This window comes from Spirosoma koreense (genome assembly GCF_054777875.1).
Genome location: NZ_BAAHAC010000005.1, coordinates 172,114 through 194,364, shown reverse-complemented (window position 1 = coordinate 194,364; position 22,251 = coordinate 172,114). Strand labels below are relative to the sequence as shown.

The following is a 22,251-nucleotide window of genomic DNA, read 5'->3' as shown; positions in this document are numbered from 1 at the left end:
TTTAAATGGTTAATTTTACCAAGATGAGACACGCATGGATTGGTTGGCTAATGAGTCTGGTAGTGATGACGCAGGCCGCCTACGCACAGAATGACCTCAACGGACGACAGAAAATAGAATCAGCCAAGATCGGTATGATCACGAACCGGCTGAATCTCACCCCTGAACAAGCGCCCCAGTTTTGGGCCATTTACAATGAGTATAATGCCAAACGGCAGGAGTTGAACCGCCGGATTCGTCAGTTGAACAACGAGCCCCAGCGGAATAACCTGACGAGCAATCAGTTGGTCGACGGGCTGCGGGAAGTCAATGCGACGAAGCAGAAACTTGCAGACCTCGATGATGAATACCTGCCCAGGTTTTTAAAAGTAATTAGTCCGGCCCAGATGGCGGAGCTGAATAAAACCGAACAGATGTTCAACAAAATGCTCCTCAATCGACTGAACAAACCCGAATAAACCTACCCTGTTTTAATGAAAAAGCCTGACTATAAGTCAGGCTTTTTCATTAAAACAGGGTATCATTGATGGTCATTATTTAGTCATGAGTTGTCATTCATAGCCATTTGCTGCTGGTTGTAATTCTGAACCTGTTTGGGATTTTAAATTTAACAGGTACTTAACTGCTGACCAGAGCGTGATTTTGTCATTCCGACGAAGGAGGAATCTTGAAGCAAAACAATCCTCAAGATTCCTCCTTCGTCGGAATGACAAAATCACTCACTTTTCAAAATCCTAAATAGCTTTTCTATAATGACAACAAATGACAATCTAATGACTAATTATCATTCAAACGTACCGCTTACACCCGTATCCTTCCAGCTTCTGGACCTGGCTGAATCCAGAACCGCTTCGCACACTTTTTGCGTTTCTAAAGCATCCTTAAAATCGGGAGCGCAGGGTTTGCCATTTTCTAAACTTTTCAGAAAATCGGCTACCTGGTGAATAAAACTGTGCTCGTAGCCAATGCCCAGGCCCGGTACCCACCATTTATCCATATACGGCTGATCGCCGTCCGTGACATGAATCGACCGCCAGCCGCGCACGATACTTTCATCGCGGTGATCGAAATATTCGAGCCGGTTCAGGTCGTGCAAATCCCAGCGAATCGACGCATTTTCGCCGTTAATTTCGAACGTGTACAACGCTTTATGACCACGAGCATACCGTGTCGATTCGAATAGCCCCAGCGAACCGTTTTCAAAATGGCAATGGAAAATACAGGCGTCGTCGATTCCTACGGGCTCCACTTTACCCGTTCCCTGGTGAAACCGCTCTTTTACAAACGTTTCGGTAACGGCCGATACATCCGTGATTGCGCCATTTAGCCACATAGCCGTATCGATGCAGTGCGCCAGCAGGTCGCCGGTTACGCCCGAACCAGCCGCTTCGACGTCCATCCGCCAGGTGCCGGTACCGCCCTGTGGTACGTCGGCGCTGATGGTCCAGTCCTGCAGGAAGTTGGCCCGGTAATGGAAAATCTTCCCGAGTTTACCGGAATCGATAAGCTCTTTGGCCAGTGTCACGGCTGGTAGCCGCCGGTAATTGTACCAAACGGTCGTTGCAACGCCCGCTTTTTCGACCGCATCGACCATCTTCTGGCCTTCCTCAACCGTACGGGCCAATGGCTTTTCGCAGAGAATCATCTTGCCGGCTTCGGCAGCGGCAATGGCGATTTCGGCGTGGGTATCGTTGGGCGTACAAATATCGACCGCATCGATGTCATCGCGGGCAATCAGCGCTTTCCAGTCCGTTTCAATTGATTCGTAACCCCATTGATCGGCAAACGCCTGCACTTTCTCAGCGTTCCGCGAGCAAACGGCTTTTAAAACGGGGGTGTATTCCAGTTCAGGGAAAAAATTAGGTACGCGATTATAGCCGTTGGAGTGCGTCCGGCCCATAAATCCTGTACCGATCAAGCCAATTCGTATTTCTTTCTTTGTAGCCATTGTTAATAGGGATAGGATTGCATCGCCAGGTTATTCTGCTTCGTACCAGCCATGTTGCTGCCGAACTTTAATCATCGTAGCCAGAATGTCGTTCCAGGTTTGCTGATTGGTCATAACGCTGTTAGGAAACATGCAGCCATCCCAGCAGATGTGTCTAAATGCTTTGGTCAGATGGCCGTTTTCGTCGCGCAGCCAGTAGCCTGCGTCATGCACCACGTCGAGTTTACCGTTGGGGTCCAGCGCCTGGCAGTGCCGTCCGGTTTTATCGTGCGAACCGGAGCCAAACACAGTACCGTCGTTCTGGGCCACGTGGAAGTCGATCGTCCAGGGGCGCAGGGCATTGGTCAGTGTACGCAGGGCTTCGCTCAGCGCTTTACGGTCGCTCCAGTCGAAATCTGGGGGCAGAATCCGGTCCTGCTCCCGGTTGTAGCCCATCGTATACAGCAACGTATGCGCCATATCGGCCTGAAAACCCATGTTCGGCCGATCGACGGCCTCCAGGGTTTCGAGCATGGTTTTCCAGCTGTGCATGCCACCCCAGCAGATTTCGCCTTCAGCGGCCAGTTTTTCGCCGAATTCAGCGGCCGCGTCACAGGCTTCGCGGAAGGTTTGGGCAATAAGCTTGGAATTACCCGTCGGGTCAGCGTCCCAATCGGTAGGCGAACTGGCAGAGTCGATCCGTACTACGCCACTCGGCCGAACGCCCAGCTCGCTGAGTCGCTGGCCAATATGACACGATTTACGAACCATTTCGACAAACTGCGTCCGCTGTTCTTTGGTCCCCATGGCCGGGCCACCCCAGATCGGTGCTACCAGCGAACCGATTTTCAGATCATACCCGCCTACTTTATCGGCCAGTCGTTTGATATCATCATCCGACATGTTAATGTCCAGGTGTTCGAAAAGGGCGAGATCGACACCATCGAATTTTACGCCATCAACCTCGGCCGCAGCCGTTAATTCCAGCATGGTATCGAATCCAATGACCGGCTCGGAGTCAGGGCCTTTCCCAACAACACCCGGCCACATGGCGTTGTGGAGCTTTGGATAATTATTCTCGTTCATGAACGTGTATAGTTTGAGGTTTATGGTACGATAGATCGCTACAACACAAGATCAGGGTTGGCCGGTCCGAAGTGCTTCAGCATGACGATCGGGTCCGTGGTCGATACATTAGTGATGACCACACCTTCCTTGGCGGCTTTTTCGCTCACGAAAAATTCATCGTTCGTCAGCTGACCGTAGCGGATCATGGTTGGGGTTTCAATGTCCCACACCCCCATCTTGCCATGTCCCTGCATCATGATCAGCCCGTAGGCAGCACTGTCTTTGATGGTTACGGTCTGGCCAGGGAATACCGTCAGTTCTTTAGCGCTGAAGGCTTCGTTTTTGTAACACACCCATACTTCGCTGTAGCCTTCCGTTTTTATATTTTCATGAACGGGTTTCGGACGCATGAACCGGTTAGCCATCATGTTTGGGTCCGTGTTCAGTTCCCAGTCGATGGCTTCCATCAGTTGGTCATAATCGCCGATACGGTCTTTGGGAGTACCGTTCCAGAGCAGTTCTTCCGGAATGATCGCTTCATTGACCAGCGACTGATACATGGCAAAAACGTCCGATGCTTTCTGGGGTTCATAAGTACACAGGCTACCAGGCGCGTGCAGCAAACCAGGAGGAACATCCCAGCCGGTACCCGGCTCAAGCCGATAGGCCGAGGAGTAATTCGTGATTTTATTATCGCCTTTGGTGAAGTTCATCAGGCACTCTTTGATCTGCTCTTTCGACGTGCCGGGTGCAATACCGATGAAGGTGTAAGGAAAATCGCCACCGTGGTTATTGACCTGGGGCGGAAAGTAATACGCTTCCGGTTTACCGAGCTGACCGATCAATGCTGCCTGCTCGTCATTGTGGTGCAGGTGGTGCGGCAGCGGCCCCATATTATCGAAAAATTTCGAATACATGGGCCAGCCTTTGTATTCGTCCCAGAGCCGGTCGCCGATGAGTTCGCCTTTTAGTTCGTCGACGGCATCTTTGAGCAGGAACTGGTGTTCCTTGCCGTCTTCGTCTGTAAAAACAATATGACTTAAGCCTTCATTTTCCCCCGTCAGCGGCCCGTTTTTAGCGGGTGTGGTCGATGAGAACCAGCGTTCATCGATACCGCCCCGTTCGCCCCCCAGCACATAATAGTCGTCGGGATGAAGTTTGATGCGTCGGCCAGGTACGCAGAATGACCGGGGAACCCAGGTTGGGGTTAATCGCAGAATACCCTGCCCCTGTTCCAGTGCCTTTTCGGCCAGACTGATTTTTTCGGTTGTTTCCATACAAATTAGTCATTAATGGATAAAGTAAAATGCACGATGATCGAGGAAATACTTGGTTAATCGGTAGAGTAACCAGCATACATTTTACATTATTTATTTACACTGCTAAACTTACGTGGTCAAAAATCTATCAATAGCCGCCTGTGTCGTCAGCACCTCCAGCTCCAGATCGTAGGTCCGTGTTTCGCCGGGCTCCAGAAACAGAAGCTCGTTCTGTTCGCGGGCTTTGGTTTGCCCGATAAGCGGATTGGTGGCGGGTTCCAGCCCCGTCACGTATTCACCTTTCCCCCAATGCTGCCAGTTGATAAACCAGGGTAGTTGCGCTTTCTGGAATCGCAGGGCCAGCGCTATACCGAGTTTGGCATTGTGCAGCCCGACCGTACAGAGGCCCGAACTGTCGGGGGTTACATCGACCGAGGCCACCGCTTCACCCGTACCACTGTGATCATCCAGCGGAGCCGGACATTTCTTAAAATCGTTGCCTTCGTGGAATATTCGATCATTGATGCCCCCTTCCCGCGCATGCCAGTCCCCTTTCCAGACAATATCGGTGCCTTCATCGACCAGCGGCCAGCCGCAGTTGAAATGATAGAGCAGCATATGCGGAGCGGATGTATTACCCCGATTAGTGACTTCGTCGTGAATCCGGATAACGGGCTGCCCCAGCGTGCCGGACAGGGTCCGTTTCAACTCCAGCCGTGGCCCAAAAATGGTCGTCTCTTTCATGCGCCCGGTAATGCTCATGTCCAGGTTACCCACCAGGGGATCGGGCTGAATAATTGATTCGATCTCGGCCGGAATGTTACTGATTTTTCCGTGCAGCCCCCGTGTTCCGTGATCGTCCTGTTCAGGACCGCCCACGTGCGATAGTCCGCAGGTTGTCAGCAATCCACCGCCGAAGGTACGGAGCCAGTCGGCCCCTTTATCCGAAAATGGTTCGGGCGGAGTCACGCCGGTATGGCTCAGCCAGGCCAGACTATGCTGGTTGTAGAAAGCGTCAGCAATGTCCATCGCCCGGTCGAGCACCAGTTTATAGCGAAGGCCGGTTCCGGTATTGATCCAGGCGACACGGCTACCACGCCCAGCGCCATTATCCAGAATAGCCGTTTCGATCCCGCCGATCTGAGCTACATTCGATACTTTATTATACCAGGGTTGTTGTGTCAACGTCATAATAATGAATAATGAATAATGTAAAATGGACAATGAGTTTCCAGAATAGCGGCATTATCCATTATTCATTTTACCTTATTCATTCTATATCACATTTCTTTCAGCATCAGGTTCCGGTACTGCACCTTCATGGGTGGCCCGACGTGTACCTGTACACCCAATAAGCCTTTCGCTTTCCCGTTGACGGTATCGTCGTCGGTCACGTCGCTCATCAGAACGTCGTTGATGTAATGCTGTAGATGGTTCCCTTTGACGACCAGATGAAAGGTGTTCCAGTCGCCGGACTTGATCAGGGTTTTGAGCGAATCCGAGCTACCCAGCGAGCCGACCACCTGCATGCCGGTCCAGGCGTTTTTGCTGACTTTCGACCGAATGGCTTCCGGTGTATTGTCACCCGTGTATGCCCCAATAACGGTTTTCTGTCCACGGTATGCCAGCGTAGTTCGCTTGCGCTCTTCGTAATTCTGACCCGTGTAGTTGTTTTTTCCGTCGATGTCAGCCTGATAGCCACGCAATGCAAACGGCACGTCGGTCAGCCGGTCGCTTCGGTAATTGATACCCGAGTTCCCTGCTTCGGTGATTTTAAATTCACCTTTCAGCTCGAAGTCGGCGGGCTCTCCTCCTTTCCAGATAATGAAATTATTCGTTTTCAGTAAGGTCGTTGGCGTAATCTCGCCGGTCAGCGTGCCCTCCTCAACCTTCCAGTAGGTCGGATCACCATCCCAGCCGTTAAGCGTCTTGCCGTCGAAAATCTGCACGTAGCCTTTTTCTTTTTTATTCTTCTTACCTTGTCCCAGACAGGATGTCTCGATACTACCGGTCAGCACAACCGCCAGCATAAGCCCCGCCGACAGGAATCGACTATTCATGTTTGTCAGCATCTTATTTTTAGTCATTGCTTATTATTCATGATCGTTTTCGTTGTGTCATCGATTAGCTCAACAAGCGATGACACAACGAAAATGACCATACATGACAAGCAAAATGATTAATTATTTCCCACCCGCTTTGTACACTTCGTTGTTCTGATTGCCACCAGATTTCAGGTAAGCCATCAAGTCACGGAGTTCCTGCGGATTCAGACTGTTGATCAGCCCCGGATACATAATGGACTCCGGTGAATTCCGCTTCGAGACCACATCTTTCTTGGCAACTTTCCGAAGTTCATTAGCGGCAAACGGATTCTGGGAAATCGAATAGTTTGTTTTATCCTCATTGACGAGACGGCCAACAACCGACTGCCCATTTTTGAGAATGAACACCGTCGATGCATATTGATCGGAAACGGCTTTGCTAGGGTTGATGATGGCATCCAGAATATCTTTGTTCGAAAAGCGGGTGCCTAGTTGCGTAAGATCAGGACCAATATCACCACCCGACCCCTGCATAGCATGGCAACTGCTGCACAACACCGCCCCGTATATTTTCTTGCCCGTTTCGAAATCGGGAGCCAATTTTCCCGTATCGACGGCAGCTACGGCATTGTCTAAAGTCCAGCGTCGACCTGGCCCTTTTGGGGTATAGTCGCTCTTGACGATGTCGTTACCTGAGCTGGTCAGCAGATCAGCTCCCGACAGTTTGTTATACTTATCGAACTGCTCTTTCGGCACGTGATTCAGAGCCAGTTTTCGAGCCCGGTCGATAAAGCCAACGTAGCTCCGGCCCCCTTCATATTTGAACGCGTTCCCGAACCAGGCGAAATATTTATCCCGAAGTTCCGGCGTCCAGCCATTCTCGGCCCGGCTCAACATTACGGCGTAATAGGTCTGCTGAAGCGGTGGCACTTTAGACAACATTTTGGCGATATCCATACCATACTGCGGATTCCGCAGAATCAGGTCACTGGAGGCCGTGGAAGGATCTAACCCGAGGTTTTTCATACCCGGCTCATCTTTCATATCCATTAGAGCCAGGGTTTTGCTGACGGCACCCGGCGCTTCCAGGTAAATGAGATCTTTACTCAGTCCTCGGTTGAGCAGCGCCGACTTTGCCGGATAATGCGGATTCAGATACGCGATAATCTTCTCTTTGTCAGCAGCCTCCGGTGCGCCCATACGGAGGAAAATCAGTTCAAACGCTCGTAGCACATCAAACTGTTGTGACTCGGGCAACTGGGCGTAGTTGATTTTTAGCAGCGTGGCAATGGCTTTGCTTTTCAAATCGGCACTGCCTTGCCGCGCCAGGGCAACAATCGCCTGCGTAGCCCGAATCGGATCGGTTTCGGCCAGCGCTTTCTCCTGCCATTGTGCTACCGGCTGATGCTCGACGGCAATCCGGGCGGCATACCGCACAAACCGGTCCGCATGATTCAGGTTGGGCCAGGCAGCCGCAACGGCCTGCGGGTTCGGTCCTTCGTGGAATTTCTCCAGGCTGGTTCGCAGCTTATGCTCAGCCGTGAGGTTTGGCGTCGGTAGTTGGCCGGCGTCATTGCCCGTGTAATAAACCCGGTACAAATCAGACTCCAGGCGACGACCGCCCGTCAGAAAATACATAGCGCCATCCGGGCCGATGGCACCATCGGTCAGTGGCAACGGTGTACCCGATATAAACTCTTCCCGTTCGCCTTCGTACGAAGCGCCTTTGGGTTTAAGATGGATCGAATAAATAATACCGAAACTCCAGTCGAAAGCAAAAACAGACTGCCGGTATTTCAGCGGAAATTTGGCTGTCAACCCAGACATAACGTTGGTTGGAGACCCCTGACCAATGTTTACGATCGGCGGCAGATTATCCGGATTTGCTGGTAGCCATTTACTGTTGCCCGTGCGCCAGCCGAACTCCGCTCCGCTGGGAACGTGGCAAATCCGGGTAGGTCGATACCAGGGCAGGCCAAAGTCCCACTCCATATCCGAATCGTAGGTAAACAAATCGCCTGCTTCATTGAAAGCAATATCGAATTCGTTCCGGAAACCGGCGCCCATCAGCTCCCAGCGTTTTCCTTCGGGATCGATTTTAGCAATCCAGCCACCGGGCGCATATCGGTCATTAGCATGCCCGCGCGGGTCTTTGATCAGCGGAAACAGGTTGTCTTCTTTCCAGTTCGACGGCAACCGATACGCATCCATCTGTGGCACATCGGTGTGGTTGCCGGCGCAGACATAAATCGACTGTTTGTCGGGTGAGAGCACAATACTGTGTGGACCGTGCTCACCTTCCCCTTTCAATTCTTTCAGCATCGTCACTTTATCGAACTGATCGTCGCCATCCGTATCCTGCAGCCGATACAGGCCACTTGGTTTCGGGAACTGCTTGCTGGGTCGGTTATTGACCATGACGTACAGGCTGTTGAACGCGTACAAAAGTCCCTGGGCATAGCCCATGCCGACGCTGGTATCTTTGGCAATGACCAGCTTCTCCACCGTAGGCTGAGTCGACCCTGCTCCAATAGTAGGTATTTTCAACCGAAACAGGCCACCGTATTGGTCGGAAGCGATCATACGGCCTTTATCGTCGAACGTCATGGATACCCACGACCCCTGATGGTTTTCGGAAATATCGTATAAATGCTCGGCCTTAAAGCCCGGCTGTAGTTTGAGCTTATCGACTTTAGGATTCTCCGCCCCCTGTCGATCAGTTTCCGGGTAGTGCAGACTGACCCAGGATGCGCCGACCAGAACGAGCGCCGAAGCGACCAGCCCGAGTTTAGCCTTGTTAAATTGAGAAAACATAGTCTTTTCAGAGATAAGGTTTATAATTTGTTTCGCTACCGGCTTGTAAGGTTTATCCGGTATCGGTTTTTCGGCTGTATTCAGGTAATAAGAGGCAAAACGCTGGCATATTCTACTGATTGATCGAGCGAATACGGCGCATTCGCACCCGTTCGGCCAACGTTGCCGGTGCCGTGTGTTCTCTGGTGCAGTGGGTTAGCTGCTATGCAGGCTCCCATCTACAACCTCGCCAAGGAAATGTCTGATTTTCGAACCCAGATGGTCGATGTCGAAGGAGGCTTTGTCATTTTTCATAGCGGAGTAAAGCAGATAAATTGTTCCTGAATATTCCTCAATCCCCGAAGCGAACCCAGTTCGCTTCGGGGATTGAGGATACGCGAATTAGAAGTAGGGTGTCAGAGCAGACTCAACGGCTGGCAGACCATAGTAATCGTCCAGCACCGTAAAGGCGTTCGGTGGTGGCACCGCTCCGGCGGGGAAATAGTAATCCGATGGGTTCGCTTTCACTTTAGCACCGTACGCACCGATGATTTCTTTCACCCGGCCCGTTCTGGTCAGGTCGAACCAGCGTTTGTTTTCAAAAGCCAGCTCCACTCGTCTTTCTTTAAAAATAGCTTCCCGCATATCGGCCTGCGACGATGCTTTTGTGGCTGCCAGACCAGCCCGTGTCCGCACCTGATTCAGGTAAGGAGCAGCCTCTCCTGTTTTCCCTTGTTCGTTCAGCGCTTCGGCCATGAACAGCAGCACTTCGGCGTAACGGTATACCGGCCAGTTCTGCCCCGTATTGTTGTTCAAGGAATGTGTCCGTGCATATTTTTTGATGTATGGATACTTCTTCTCGGCGCGCAAACTTGTGCTCAACGTAACGGTCCCAATCGAAATATCTTTCCGTTTGTCGCCAGCCTCATAAGCCTCGATAAGATCTTTCGTGGGTATGTTGTTACTCTCCTGCGAGGTAGGCTGGGGATTCGAGGTACCCACAATCGGCGCAATCTCAGCTGCCGTTATGGGCGAAGGCAAAAAGCGATAAATCTGATTGCCATTATACCCGGCAGACCCTTCCATGTACTGAATCTCAAACACCGACTCGGCATTGTTTTTGTTCGTGCTGGTATACGAAAAGGCGTCGTTGTAATCGGGCATCAGGCTGTATTTGCCCGATGCGATCACATCTTTGACCTGCGCTTCAGCCTGCGCCCATTTTTTCTGCGTGATATACAGGTTCGCTAACAACGTTTTAGCTGCTCCCGATGTAGCGCGCCCCAATTCCTGCGCACTTTTGTCAGGAAGGTTAGTGCTGGCGGCTAAAGCGTCTTTCTCAATCTGGGCATAAATCTCGTCGGTTGTCGACAACGGCAAAGCCGCATCTTCGCGCCCCGTAACTGGGGTCAAGTGCAGGGGAACTTTACCGAATAAACGTACCAGATCAAAATAGGCAAAGGCCCGAAGAAATTGAGCCTGCCCCTTGACGTTATTTTTGACAGCATCACTGGAAAACGTCAGGCCGGTACCATCGATGAGCGACAGAATCTGATTGGCGCGGGAAATAATAACATAGTTCAGCCGATACTGTACCAGCACGTTATCGTTGGCAGTAACACCATTCGCTGTCGGAACGGCAAAATCAGCTACGTTCTCGGTTGGGTCGACTGCGCCGTACAAGGTATTGCGGGCATAATACGTGTTGTCGGAGTGCATCTCCTCCAGCACCCAGGCCCGTTCGTTGTACATCTGCCGAAAGGGCACGTAGGCACCATTGATAGCCTGTAGAAAGTCGGCTTCGGTCTTAAAGAACGTTGCCGAACTCAGGGCCGTTTCTGGCACTACAGTTAGAAAATCCTTTGTGCAACCGGCCAGGGCAATCGCTAAGAAGCCGGCTGCTATATATTTCGTTTTCATTCTTTATAGTCAGTTAGTTAAGCAAATGAATAATGGTGTCCAGAGTCCTTTTCTTCATCACTGCCATTGTCTGGTGTACATTATCCATTATTCATTAGATTAAAAGTTCAGATTGACGCCCATGGTATACGTACGTGGAACCGGGTAGTTCGAGAAATCGACCCCCTGACTCAGGTTGTCGCCAGGCCCATCACCAGCTCCATTACCACTGGTTTCCGGATTAGGCCCACCCCAGTATTTCGTGAATATATACACCTGCTGGACTGAAGCATAGAGCCGAGCCGATCGGAAGAATTTGTTCAATGGTCCGAAATTATAGCCCACCGTTATGTTTTTGATGGTGAAAAACGACGCATCGGCCAGGAACTGCGAACTATGCCAGTCGCGCTCAATCCCTGTAAAGTTCCCCCCGTTGTTGGTTGCACCAAACTTACCGGCACCCTGAGTAATTACGTTGGTCGCAACCCCGGTCTTGACGCCATTGACATCGACGATAGCATTCTGAACACGGAAGCGGTCTTTTACCCCTTCCACCATGTTGAATACACCGTCCAGGTTAGCCGTGCTATATAAGTGACGGACCCACAACTGATTGCCATAGGAGCCAGAACCGGTAATCGAGAAATCGAAGTTACCGTATTTCAAGTCGTTGGTGATACCGTAGGTAAACTTCGGAAATGGGCTACCAAGAATGGTCCGATCGTCGGCATCGCCCCCGTTCGTAATCACGCCATCGCCGTTTATATCCTTAAACTTGATAGTGCCAATGGCCGAACGACCCGGAATGACCGGAGAGGTTCTCAGTTGTTCGGCACTCGTATAATAGCCCTCTTTGACCAGACCATAGAACTGACCGAAAGGCTTACCGACCTGTGTTATGTGGAAACCCGTACCGCCATATACCCGATCAATACCCGGTGCCAGCGATTCGACTATGTTCCGGTTGAAGGAGATATTGGCGTTGGTCGTCCATTTCAGTTTACCCGTCGTGTTCTTGGTAGTCAGCGAGAACTCATGGCCCCAGAACCTGATTTCACCGATGTTATCGTTGAAGTTCGTAAAACCCGACTCCTGAGGCACCTGCACGGCATAAAGCAGATTCGTCGTCCGTTTCGTGTAGAAGTCGTAAATGAACTGAATGCGATCATTGAATAAACCCAGATCGAGACCCATGTCGAACTGCCGGGTCGTCTCCCAGCCTAAATTGGGGTTGGCCAAAGAGGTTACGACTGCTCCAGTCGCTACATTACTGCCGAAAACGGCATTAGTGGTATTGTTTACCAGCGCATAAGACGTGTAGTTACCGATGTTATTGTTACCGATCACGCCGTAGCTAGCCCGGACTTTGGCAAACGAAACCTGAGGTACTGTTTTGAGGAAGCTTTCGTCCGATACAACCCAGCCCACAGATGCTGAGGGGAAGGTACCAAACTGATTGTTGGCCCCAAATCGGGAAGAACCATCGGCCCGGATGGCTGCAGTGAACAGATATTTGCCTTTGTAATTATAAGTCAATCGAGAAAGGTAGGAGGTCAGCGTCCACTGCTGAATATCATTTCTTGTATTGGAAGGGTTACCAGACCGGTCGATGTTGAGCGCTCCCTGAATGGTTGGCAGCCGGTCATCGGCGTAGGTATTGGCTGAGATTCGGGTAAACTCCTGCCGGAATTTCTGGTTGGTAAAGCCCGCTAACAGCTCAAAATTGTGATCGTTGAAGCTCCGCGAGTAAGTCGCCAGGTTTTCGTTCAACCAGGATACATTTTCCAGACTCTGCCGCGTCGACGAGGCCGTTGTTGGTATTGGCACGTTAATAGAGCTAGTAGCCGTCGACGGATTGAAGTAGAAAAATTTCGAGTTTAGGTACTCGATATTGATCGTCGATTTCAGCGTCAAGCCATTGATCGGCCGGTACTGAACGTATGCATTGGCCAGCAAATTCGTATTTCTGGTTTCATTGATCAGTTCGTTTGCCGCCCGTACCCAGTTCGGATAGTTAAAAATATTACCTGTGCTGCTCGGCAAGGTATTGTATTTGGTCAACTGCCCATTGGCATCATAAATGGGCATGATGGGCCAGGTGTGCAGAGCATTGAACAGAATGCCGGTACCACGGTCACCATCTGTTCGGGGCGTATTATCGAATACGTAGGACGGCGCTGCGTTAAAGCCAACGGTTACACTTTTGGACAAATTATAATTCGAGTTCATCCGCAGCGAATACCGCTTGTACTTATTATTCAGCACAACGCCATCCTGATTGAATACACCCGCTACCAGGGATGTATTCGAGCGCTCCGTATTGTTCGATACACTCAAATTATAACTCTGAATGGGGGCTACCCGAAGTAAGGCATCATACCAGTCGTTGTTTTTACCTTCGTACTGTGCCGGATTTTGAAATATATCCGGTACGGGCTGCAGTTGATCTTCGTAAAACTCTTTCTTAAACTGCGCAAATTCAACGGCATTCAGCATTTTTACCCGCCCTTTCATGGGCACTTTCTGCACGCCCGCGTAGGCGCTGAAGCTAACATTGGTCTGGCCAGGCTTGCCTTTCTTCGTTGTGATCAGCACGACCCCGTTAGCCGCCCGCGATCCATAGAGTGATGTAGAAGCCGCATCTTTCAATACGGTCAGATCATCAATTTCGTCGGGGTTCAACTGAGCAATGTTGCCCGTAATCGGAAAACCGTCGATAACGTACAAGGGATCGCTACCCGCCGAAACCGATACCTGGCCCCGAATCCGGATGGAAATTCCCTGACCGGGCTTACCGGTAGTCTGGTTAATCTGCACCCCTGCCAGACGGCCCTGTAGTTTCTGGCCGATCTGCGAAACGGGTAGATCTTTGATTTCTGCGGCACTTACCGTCTGAACAGCGCCCGTTATTTCTTTTTTCAGCTGACTACCATAACCCACAACGACAACTTCGTTGAGGGTCTGGTCGCCCCCAGTCAGGGCTACGTTGATGGTCGTTTTGTTACCGACAGGTACTTCTTTCGGCTCATAGCCGACAAAGCTGAAGACCAGTATAGCCTGCGGGTTTGGAACCTGAATTTTAAAATCTCCCTGCTCGTCGGTGTTGGTTCCTTTCGTACTTCCTTTTACAACGACACTTACCCCCGGTAAGCCGTTGTTTTTCTCATCTACCACTCGTCCCGAAACGGTAATGTCGGCCGTGGGGGCCTTAACGGCAATCCGGTTAGTACCGACGGCGCGCATCGCCAGTAGTTGTCCGGTATTCTGTAGGTCGCCTTTTTGTGGGATCTTCTGCGTCCCCTGGGCAAAACCGGAGACTGCGCCTGCCATCATACTTAGCGTTGCTAACTGATAGAGTCTTTTCATGGAATTTAAAGAATAAGAGATAGGATTGTAGACGGTCCTTGGCTGAAGTAAAAGCCAATTGGATAGCCAAATATTACCAGCTTTGATTCGGCAACTTTCCCATACCTACCCAACTTTGGCATTATTTGGATATTTTTCTTGGAATTTTTAATACCGAATCGCCCAATACCCCTAACTAATATCCAAAAATTCCATGTTTAGTTGATAAAAATCTCGTCTACCAGCAGCAGGGCGCGGTTCCCTTTACTACCATGCCATTCGGGTAGTTTAGCGACTGGCTTTGCAACGATTTTCAGGTAAGAAACCGTGTGGGGTTTAAACCTACAGCCAAGCGCTTTCATCACCGGATCGCTTTTTTGAGCGGGTAAAGCCGGTCGCGTCGTCGCCAGTAAAGTCATCTGCTCGCGGCTGTTGCCGCCCCATATTTCAATCAGTTCCGGCGGAAAAATGCCCGTTTCGGGCTCGATCATCGTCCGCAGGTCGACAGAAGTAACGGTTACTGGGCGCTTAAATTCGGATACCAGTACCAGATCGTTCTTCCGGACGCCTGCCCAATTGTTGGCCCAGGCGGGGCTATTGGCGTTGAATGTACCTAGTTTATGGTCGAAAAAGGTGTTGGCCCCCTCGGCCTGATGAACTGGATTGAGCGGCATCAGCAGGTTTGCGCTGTCGGGTTTGTAGGTATCTCTATAGTAGTTGAACGTAGCGACCGGACTACTCAACCACCCTGATTTATAGGCTTTCGCCCTGATCGTCGTACTACCTGTCAGCATCGCTTTTCCGTCGAAAATGGGAGAATGGAGGCTATCAGGCTCCGTTCCATCGGTGGTATAACGAATTTCGACGCCCCGAATCGGATGCTTCAGCTGTATCGGCGTCGACTGCGAAAAAATGGTCGAGTTACTCTGTACCGGAGGATTTAGCCGGATCGGTTCGCTTTTAGCCCCATCGAAGCCCATAATGAACTGAATCTGTGGATTTGCTTTCTGTAATTGACGTATCTCCGCATCGGTCAGGCCCGTTTCCCATAGCGCTATGGTTTTCAAGTGCTTAAATGCTTTGATCTGGCTTTGTAAGTCGGCATATTTTACTCCGGTGCCCGATAGTGCCAGGCTTTCCAGATGGCTTAATGACCTCAGTTCTTTTAGTCCTTTCCCGGTAATATCGGTGAAATTAACATCCAGCTTTTCGAGATTTCCGAACTGGCTAACATACTTAAGATCAGCATCTTTTACCGGCATTTTATTCAGATTCAGGTATACAACCTGATCTTTCAACGGACTCAGTTCCTGCAATTGTTCGGGCGAATAACTCGCTTTATTATACAAATTGACCGCCAGAGCGGGCGACTCCTTAGCCAGGGGAGCAATGGTTCGGTAATCGGTGTTTAGTTTTTTGACGGTTTCCTCATCGGCAGCCTCAAACGCAAATACAGGCTCCGTCGGCTCGGCTGTTCTGAACAGGGTTGCCGCCAGCATACGCAATGAATCTGACGCAGGCAGGTCGACGACTTTTCTGGTAAACTCCGCACGGTCTTTGATCCAGAGCGAAAGTAATCTGACTTCGGTAGTCGTAAGCTGCGCTTTCCCCGACGGTGGCATGTGCTTTTTTTCCTCTAACGGCAGGTGTATACGTTTAAGCAACAAACTCACCTCGGGGTTACCAGCCACGAACAGTTTTCCACTCTTACCCCCTTTCAGAATAGCCTCGGCATCGGTAAGAGCCAGCTCGCCTTTTAGCTTATCGGGGTTATGGCAACTGGTGCACTTCTGCTCGAATATGGGTTTAATCACGTCGTTGAAAACCAGTGCCTGCTGCAAATCGACGGAAGCAGTTTGGGTCTGGTGCGCAACAGGAGCCAGAATAAAATCCTCACCGTGGGTAATGACCGAACCATAATGGCCTGCTCCAATCAGCACGACACCCGTCAGTATGGCTCCCGTTCGGGCTACGGCTTGTGAATACCAGGGCTTTTTCTGGCTCCAGTAGAGCAGGCACGCCAGGAAAAATGTACCGACGCCCGCCCATTTATGCCATTGCACAACGGAACCGGTATAGCCATCTTCCCGAGCCAGAAATAAGCCCATGATGACAGTCAGGGCGGCCAGCAAAGCGCCAACCAGCAGCAGATTCCGCGAGAAAGTCCGGTAAAATTCATTGGAAGCATTGGCTCCGTTGAAGCGGAAAGCTTCCATCACGATGCCCAGCAGCAGAATAACAATCGGGAAATGCAGGAGTAGCGGATGCATCCGCCCGACCGGCTGCAGCCATACCGGTACGACGATTCGGCTTTCGAACGCCAGTAATACCAGAATGAACACCGCCGAAGCGAACAACCCCTGCTCAGCTAAACCGACTAATCTTTTCTGCATTTGCTTATCAGGAATTAACACAGAGAACACCAAGAAGAGTTAGTTACTATAGCCCTGTGCGCTCTGTGGCTCTGTGTTTAACCGTTTATCCGTTATGCGATGATGTCGCGCACCACCTTTCCCGACACATCCGTCAGCCGATAGCGTCGTCCCAGATGTTTGAAAATTAGTTTTTCGTGATTCAGCCCCAACTGGTTCAGCACCGTCGCCTGAAAATCGTGCACGTGTACCGGATTGCTGGCAATATTATATCCCATTTCGTCGGTTTCGCCGTACACGATGCCCGGTTTGATGCCTCCGCCCGCCATCCAGATGGTGAAGCAGCGCGGGTGATGGTCGCGTCCGTAATTGTCTTTGGTCAGTTTACCCTGCGTATAGCTCGTCCGCCCGAACTCACCGCCCCAGATCACCAGGGTTTCGTCTAATAAGCCACGCTGCTTCAGATCGGTAACCAGTGCTGCCGAGGCCTGATCGACGTCTTTAGCCTGCCGGGCAATTTCGAAGGGTAGATTTCCGTGCTGGTCCCACCCCTGATGATACAACTGAACGAAACGAACGCCGTTCTCAGACAACTTACGGGCTAGCAGACAGTTAGCCGCAAACGTACCGGGCACCAGGCAGTCGGGACCATACAGTTTAACGATATCGTCCGGCTCCTTCGACAGATCCATCACTTCCGGAACAGCAGTCTGCATCCGGTAGGCCATCTCGTACTGCTTTACTTTAGCCGTGATTTCCGGGTCACCGAATTCCTGGTAGGCCATCTCGTTCAGTTGAGCCAGGTTGTCGAGCATATCCCGGCGATCCTTGCGGTTCATCCCTTCAGGGTCACGCAGGTACAGCACCGGGTCTTCGCCCTTGCTGAACTGAACCCCCTGGTGAATGGAATCCAGAAAGCCGTTGGACCAGAGTTTCGAGTAAACGCCCTGTCCGTTGCCAATACCGCGCGAGAGCAACACCGTAAAGTTGGGCAGGTTTTTGTTTTCGTTACCCAGCCCGTAGCTCAGCCAGGAACCCATACTCGGTCGGTTGCCCTGCTGGGAGCCCGTCTGCAGAAACGTCAGGGCCGGATCGTGGTTAATCGCTTCGGTATACATCGATTTCACAATGCACAGATCGTCTACCACTTTCGCCGTGTAAGGCAGCAAATCGCTGATCCACGCCCGCGACTGACCGTATTGTTTGAAATCGACGAACGAACCCACCAGCGGCAGTTCTTTCTGGCCGGCCGTCATACCTGTCAACCGCTGGTTTCCCCGTACCGATGGCGGAATTTCCTTTCCAGTCAACTCGCGCAGTTTAGGCTTGTAATCAAAGAGTTCCTGCTGCGAAGGAGCGCCATTTTGAAACAAATAGATCACCCGCTTGGCTTTGGGAGCAAAGTGCGGCATACCGGGTGTAAACCCCTCATCGTCTGCATCGCCACCCCGAAACAGGTCAGGAATCAGTAACGAACCCAGTGCCGCGCTCCCCAGCCCCAGACTCAATCTGGACAGAAAGCGACGCCGGTTGAAATTCAATCCGTGTTCTAAGATTTCTTTTTCCATATCGGTAAGGGTCTTTCCTGACAGGATTAACAGGAAATTTTATCAGGTCTTCGTAATCGTTTCTTCCAGGTTGTATATCGTCGAGACAATCCGCATCAGGGCAGCCAGTTGCACCGTATCGAGTTTTTGAGGAATCGGGTATTCGCCCACAGCCAGCGCTTTTTCGGCGCTTGGTTTAGTAATGGTTTTCAGTTCCTTTTCGTAATACGCCTTCAGAACAGACACTTCCTTTTCATTCGGTTTCCGGCTCACAATCAGTCGGAACGCTTTACCGATTTTCGTGTTGATATCAGTCTTTTCGACTAGTAGATTGGCCGCCAGTACACGCGATGCTTCCAGCACGGTGGGGTCGTTCAGCATAATCAGCGCCTGCAGGGGTGTATTCGTTTTCAGGCGTCTTACTTCGCACAGATCGCGGTTGCTGGCGTCGAAAATAGCCATCGAAGGGGGCGGCACCGTGCGCTTGATAAGCGTGTACATGCCGCGCCGGTAGAGTTTGGGGCCGTGATCCTGCACGTACATAGACAACAGACCGCGCCCGGACGTAGCGCCTTCCCACAAACCTGGCGGCTGGTACGGCTTGACACTGGGCCCACCAATGGTTCGGTTGAGCAGACCGCTGCTACTGAGGACCAGATCCCGAACAAACTCGGCGTTGATGCGATAGCGCGGCCCGCGCGCCAGATACCGGTTGTCGGGGTCGGCCCGTAGTTTTTCGGGCGAAATCACCGCCGATTGCCGGTACGTTGCCGAGGTAACCATCTGCCTGACCAGCCGCTTGATGTCCCAGCCGTGGTCCATAAAATCGACGGCCAGCCAGTCGAGCAGTTCAGGATGCGACGGTAGTTCGCCCTGCATGCCAAAATCGCCGGGAGTTTTTACGATTCCCTTGCCGAAGAATTCCTGCCAAAGCTGATTGACATACACCCGCGCTGTCAGCGGATTCCGACGATCAAACATCCATTTAGCCAACCCTAGCCGGTTTTTCGGATAGTTTTCGTTGAACGGCAAAATCGCTTTGGGTGTACCCGGCTGCACTTCATCGCCGGGGGCATCGTACACCCCCCGTTTCAGCAAAAAGGTTTTTCGGGTCGTATCCAGGTCGGTCATCACCGAAACAATCAATTTATTGGTATCCAGCTTGTTGACGAACGACAGAATATCCTTCACATCCTCGTCGCAGATCTCCATCAGCGGCTTTTTGGCGTAGGTATCGGGGCCGCCAATGACCGACTCGATGCCCACTTCTTTAACATTGTTGAAAAACGCGAAAAGCCGGTAGTATTCATTCTGCGAGAATGGATCGTACTTATGGTCGTGGCAGTGCGCACATTCCATCGTTACGCCCAGCAGCCCTTTACCGAACAGGTCCGTCCGGTCAGTCACGTATGAGATGCGATACTCTTCGGGGATGACGCCCCCTTCTTCCGTTATTTTATGATTTCGATTGAAGCCCGTGGCCAGCAGTTGCTCTTTGTCCGGCGTTCCGGGACCACCCCAGCCTTTCGGACTCGACAGAAAATCGCCCGCCAGCTGCCAGGTCACGAAATCGTTGTAATGCATGTTTTTGTTGAACGCATGAATGACCCAGTCGCGCCAGGGCCATTGGGTCCGGTAGCCATCGTCCTGATAGCCGTGCGAGTCGGCGTAGCGGGCAATGTCCAGCCAGTGAACCGCCATTTTTTCGCCGTAAGCCGGATTTTTCAGCAACTGATCGATGGCCTTTTCGTACGCATCCGGACTTTTATCGGTCATAAACTGATCCATCAGCGCCAGACTTGGGGGCAAACCGGTCAGGTCGAGGCTGAGCCGTTTCAGGAGCCGTTCCTTATCCGCTTCCTCGTTGGGCGACAAGCCTTTTTGCTCCTGCTTCTGCAGAATAAAATAATCGATTTCGTTTCGGGGCCAGTCTGTCCGGCCGACTGTTGGTAAAGCTGGTTTCTTTGGTGCCACGAAGGCCCAGTGTTTTTCGTAAACAGCACCCTGTTTGATCCACTTTTCGATCAGTTTGATATCGCGGGCAGACAGTTTCAGCCCCGAGTTGACCGGTGGCATCAGCGTTGAGGTATCCTGCGATGAGATGCGCAGAAATACTTCCGATAATTCAGGTTTTCCGGCTACGATCGCATGGGCGCCCGGATGTTCTTTCAGGGCTTTAAAGGCACTTTCGGGCATGTCGAGTCGCAAACCTGCTTCCCGTTTGTTGGCATCCGGACCGTGGCAGGCCAGGCATTTGTCCGACAGAATAGGCCGAATGTCGAAATTGTAACTGACCATGTCCGGCAACTGCTCTTCATCCGCCTGCCCCGCCGACGAGCGCGTACAGGACTGCGTCGCCCAGACAGCGCCGACGAGCAGGACGAGCAACGAATACGATAGCGATCTTATCGAAAACATATCAGTCATTTGTGGTCATTACTTGTCATTCGAGAGTCATTAGTCGTCTTGGTGTTTGTGAATGACTGTTAACTGACACCCAATGACGATAATGACTAGTAATGACGTTTCTCACACCAGCAACTCCATGACGGGTTTTCCTTTCCCATCGGGTGTCGTATAAAAGGGGCGCTTTTCAACTTCATACTGTGTATCCGGCGCAATTCCCAGCGCATGGTAAATTGTCTGATGGATTCCGTCGATACGCACCGGTTTTTCGATGGTTTTGCAGGGCCGTTCGTCGGCGGTCTTGCCGTACACAAACCCTTTTTTGATCCCGCCCCCGAACATCAGAACGGAGCAGCCATCGGTAAAATGCCGGTGCATGCCGTAGAATTTCAGGTCCGACAGCACATCGGGCTGCGCCACCTGCTCCTGTACCTTCACATCGGGGCGACCTTCCACCATCATGTCGCGGCTGAATTCGCTGGCCAGAATGATCAACGTACGGTCCAGATGACCAGTTTTCTCCAGATCCAGAATCAACTGCGCCACGGGCCCGTCGATCTGGCATTTCATGTCTTCCAGCCGGGTATGGCCGTTTTCGTGGGTGTCCCAGCCTTTAAACGGTTCGTACTCGGTGGTTACGCTGATGAATCGTGCCCCCTGCTCGGTCAGTCGCCGGGCCAGCAGACAGCCTAAGCCGAACCGACCGGTATTGTAGCGTTCGTAAATGTGCTTCGGTTCGGTGCTCAGGTCGAACGCTTTCGCTTCGGGCGAATTCAGCAATCGGTACGCCTGTTCCATCGACCGGCGCAGGGATTCTTTCTGGTAGTCACTTCCAAATTCACCCACCGGTCCACTGTTGATGAGTTCGTTGTATAACTGATTCCGTCGTTCGAACCGGCGCGCATCCATCCCAATCGGCGGCCGGACGCTTTCCAGCCCCTGGCTCGGATCGGGAATAAAAAACGGACCAAATTCATTACCCAGAAACCCGGCGGTGTGGAATGCTTTCAGCTCTTCGGCCTCCCCTACCGTAAACCGCTGCCCAATATCGATGAACGCCGGAATCACCGGATTCTTCGGACCCAGTTCTTTCGCAATCCAGGAACCGAAGTGGGGAGCGGCCACGGTCTGGGGCGGTTCGTAACACGTATGCCAATGGTACTGATGACGCGAGTGCAGAATGTGGCCCATATCGGCCGCGACGTACGAGCGAATGAGCGTGCCCCGATCCATTACCTTACCGATCGACTGAAGGCCCTCGGAAAAATGAATGCCATCCAGTACCGTCGGCACGGATTTGAACGTACTCAGCACCCGGTTGCCTTCCATCCCCGTTTCAAACGGCGTGTAGCGTTTGGGATCGAAGGTTTCAGTATGAGCCATGCCCCCTGCCATCCAGAGCAGGATGACCGTATCGGCCGTACCACGCAGGTTTGCCGGTTTGGCTTTGTCAGCACTGGCGCAGCCCGTTAGTAAGCCCGGGATCGGTGCGCCAGCGGCCAGAGCCGCCAGGGTAGCCGCGCTCGTTTTCTGAAGAAATTCCCGCCGGTTCCATCTGTTTCTCATCGCGTTACGGTTTTATAATGGATA

13 protein-coding genes are annotated in these 22,251 nt (G+C 51.7%); 1 reads left to right on the top strand and 12 read right to left on the bottom strand.

The window, feature by feature from the left end:
- Positions 1–5 precede the first annotated feature (5 nt).
- The gene (locus ACYVC2_RS06585) at positions 6–458 is read left to right on the top strand and encodes a Spy/CpxP family protein refolding chaperone (protein ID WP_461101510.1); all 453 of its coding nucleotides are present in this window, start codon (positions 6–8) and stop codon (positions 456–458) included.
- A 326-nt stretch (positions 459–784) separates the two neighbouring features.
- On the opposite strand, the gene ACYVC2_RS06580 is transcribed toward ACYVC2_RS06585, so the two are convergent.
- The 12 genes from ACYVC2_RS06580 to ACYVC2_RS06525 all read right to left on the bottom strand — a co-directional run bounded on the left by ACYVC2_RS06580 (position 785) and on the right by ACYVC2_RS06525 (position 22,227).
- Positions 785–1,948: a Gfo/Idh/MocA family protein gene (locus tag ACYVC2_RS06580; protein ID WP_461101509.1), complete on the bottom strand. Its 1,164-nt coding sequence runs from the start codon at positions 1,946–1,948 to the stop codon at positions 785–787.
- 30 nt (positions 1,949–1,978) lie between these two features.
- Positions 1,979–3,013, bottom strand: a complete 1,035-nt coding sequence (locus ACYVC2_RS06575) for a sugar phosphate isomerase/epimerase family protein (RefSeq protein ID WP_461101508.1) — start codon at positions 3,011–3,013, stop codon at positions 1,979–1,981.
- A gap of 38 nt (positions 3,014–3,051) precedes the next feature.
- A complete protein-coding gene (locus tag ACYVC2_RS06570; protein WP_461101507.1) occupies positions 3,052–4,272 on the bottom strand; it encodes a hypothetical protein in 1,221 nt (406 codons plus the stop codon).
- A 111-nt stretch (positions 4,273–4,383) separates the two neighbouring features.
- Positions 4,384–5,439, bottom strand: a complete 1,056-nt coding sequence (locus ACYVC2_RS06565) for an aldose 1-epimerase family protein (RefSeq protein WP_461102298.1) — start codon at positions 5,437–5,439, stop codon at positions 4,384–4,386.
- Positions 5,440–5,534: 95 nt separating this feature from the next.
- Positions 5,535–6,314, bottom strand: a complete 780-nt coding sequence (locus tag ACYVC2_RS06560; RefSeq protein ID WP_461101506.1) for a 3-keto-disaccharide hydrolase — start codon at positions 6,312–6,314, stop codon at positions 5,535–5,537.
- Positions 6,315–6,437: 123 nt separating this feature from the next.
- Positions 6,438–9,113, bottom strand: coding sequence for a c-type cytochrome (locus ACYVC2_RS06555; RefSeq protein ID WP_461101505.1), 2,676 nt, complete (start codon positions 9,111–9,113; stop codon positions 6,438–6,440).
- A gap of 381 nt (positions 9,114–9,494) precedes the next feature.
- Complete coding sequence (locus tag ACYVC2_RS06550; protein WP_461101504.1) at positions 9,495–11,012, bottom strand: RagB/SusD family nutrient uptake outer membrane protein; 1,518 nt, start codon at positions 11,010–11,012, stop codon at positions 9,495–9,497.
- A gap of 99 nt (positions 11,013–11,111) precedes the next feature.
- Positions 11,112–14,357 (bottom strand): SusC/RagA family TonB-linked outer membrane protein, encoded by a 3,246-nt coding sequence (locus ACYVC2_RS06545; RefSeq protein ID WP_461101503.1) that lies wholly within the window; start codon positions 14,355–14,357, stop codon positions 11,112–11,114.
- Between the two features lie 197 nt (positions 14,358–14,554).
- Complete coding sequence (locus ACYVC2_RS06540) at positions 14,555–16,729, bottom strand: c-type cytochrome domain-containing protein (RefSeq protein ID WP_461101502.1); 2,175 nt, start codon at positions 16,727–16,729, stop codon at positions 14,555–14,557.
- A 92-nt stretch (positions 16,730–16,821) separates the two neighbouring features.
- Positions 16,822–18,276 (bottom strand): DUF1501 domain-containing protein, encoded by a 1,455-nt coding sequence (locus tag ACYVC2_RS06535; protein WP_461101501.1) that lies wholly within the window; start codon positions 18,274–18,276, stop codon positions 16,822–16,824.
- A gap of 42 nt (positions 18,277–18,318) precedes the next feature.
- Positions 18,319–20,673 (bottom strand): PSD1 and planctomycete cytochrome C domain-containing protein, encoded by a 2,355-nt coding sequence (locus ACYVC2_RS06530; protein ID WP_461101500.1) that lies wholly within the window; start codon positions 20,671–20,673, stop codon positions 18,319–18,321.
- Between the two features lie 111 nt (positions 20,674–20,784).
- The gene (locus tag ACYVC2_RS06525) at positions 20,785–22,227 is read right to left on the bottom strand and encodes a DUF1501 domain-containing protein (RefSeq protein WP_461101499.1); all 1,443 of its coding nucleotides are present in this window, start codon (positions 22,225–22,227) and stop codon (positions 20,785–20,787) included.
- Positions 22,228–22,251 lie beyond the last annotated feature (24 nt).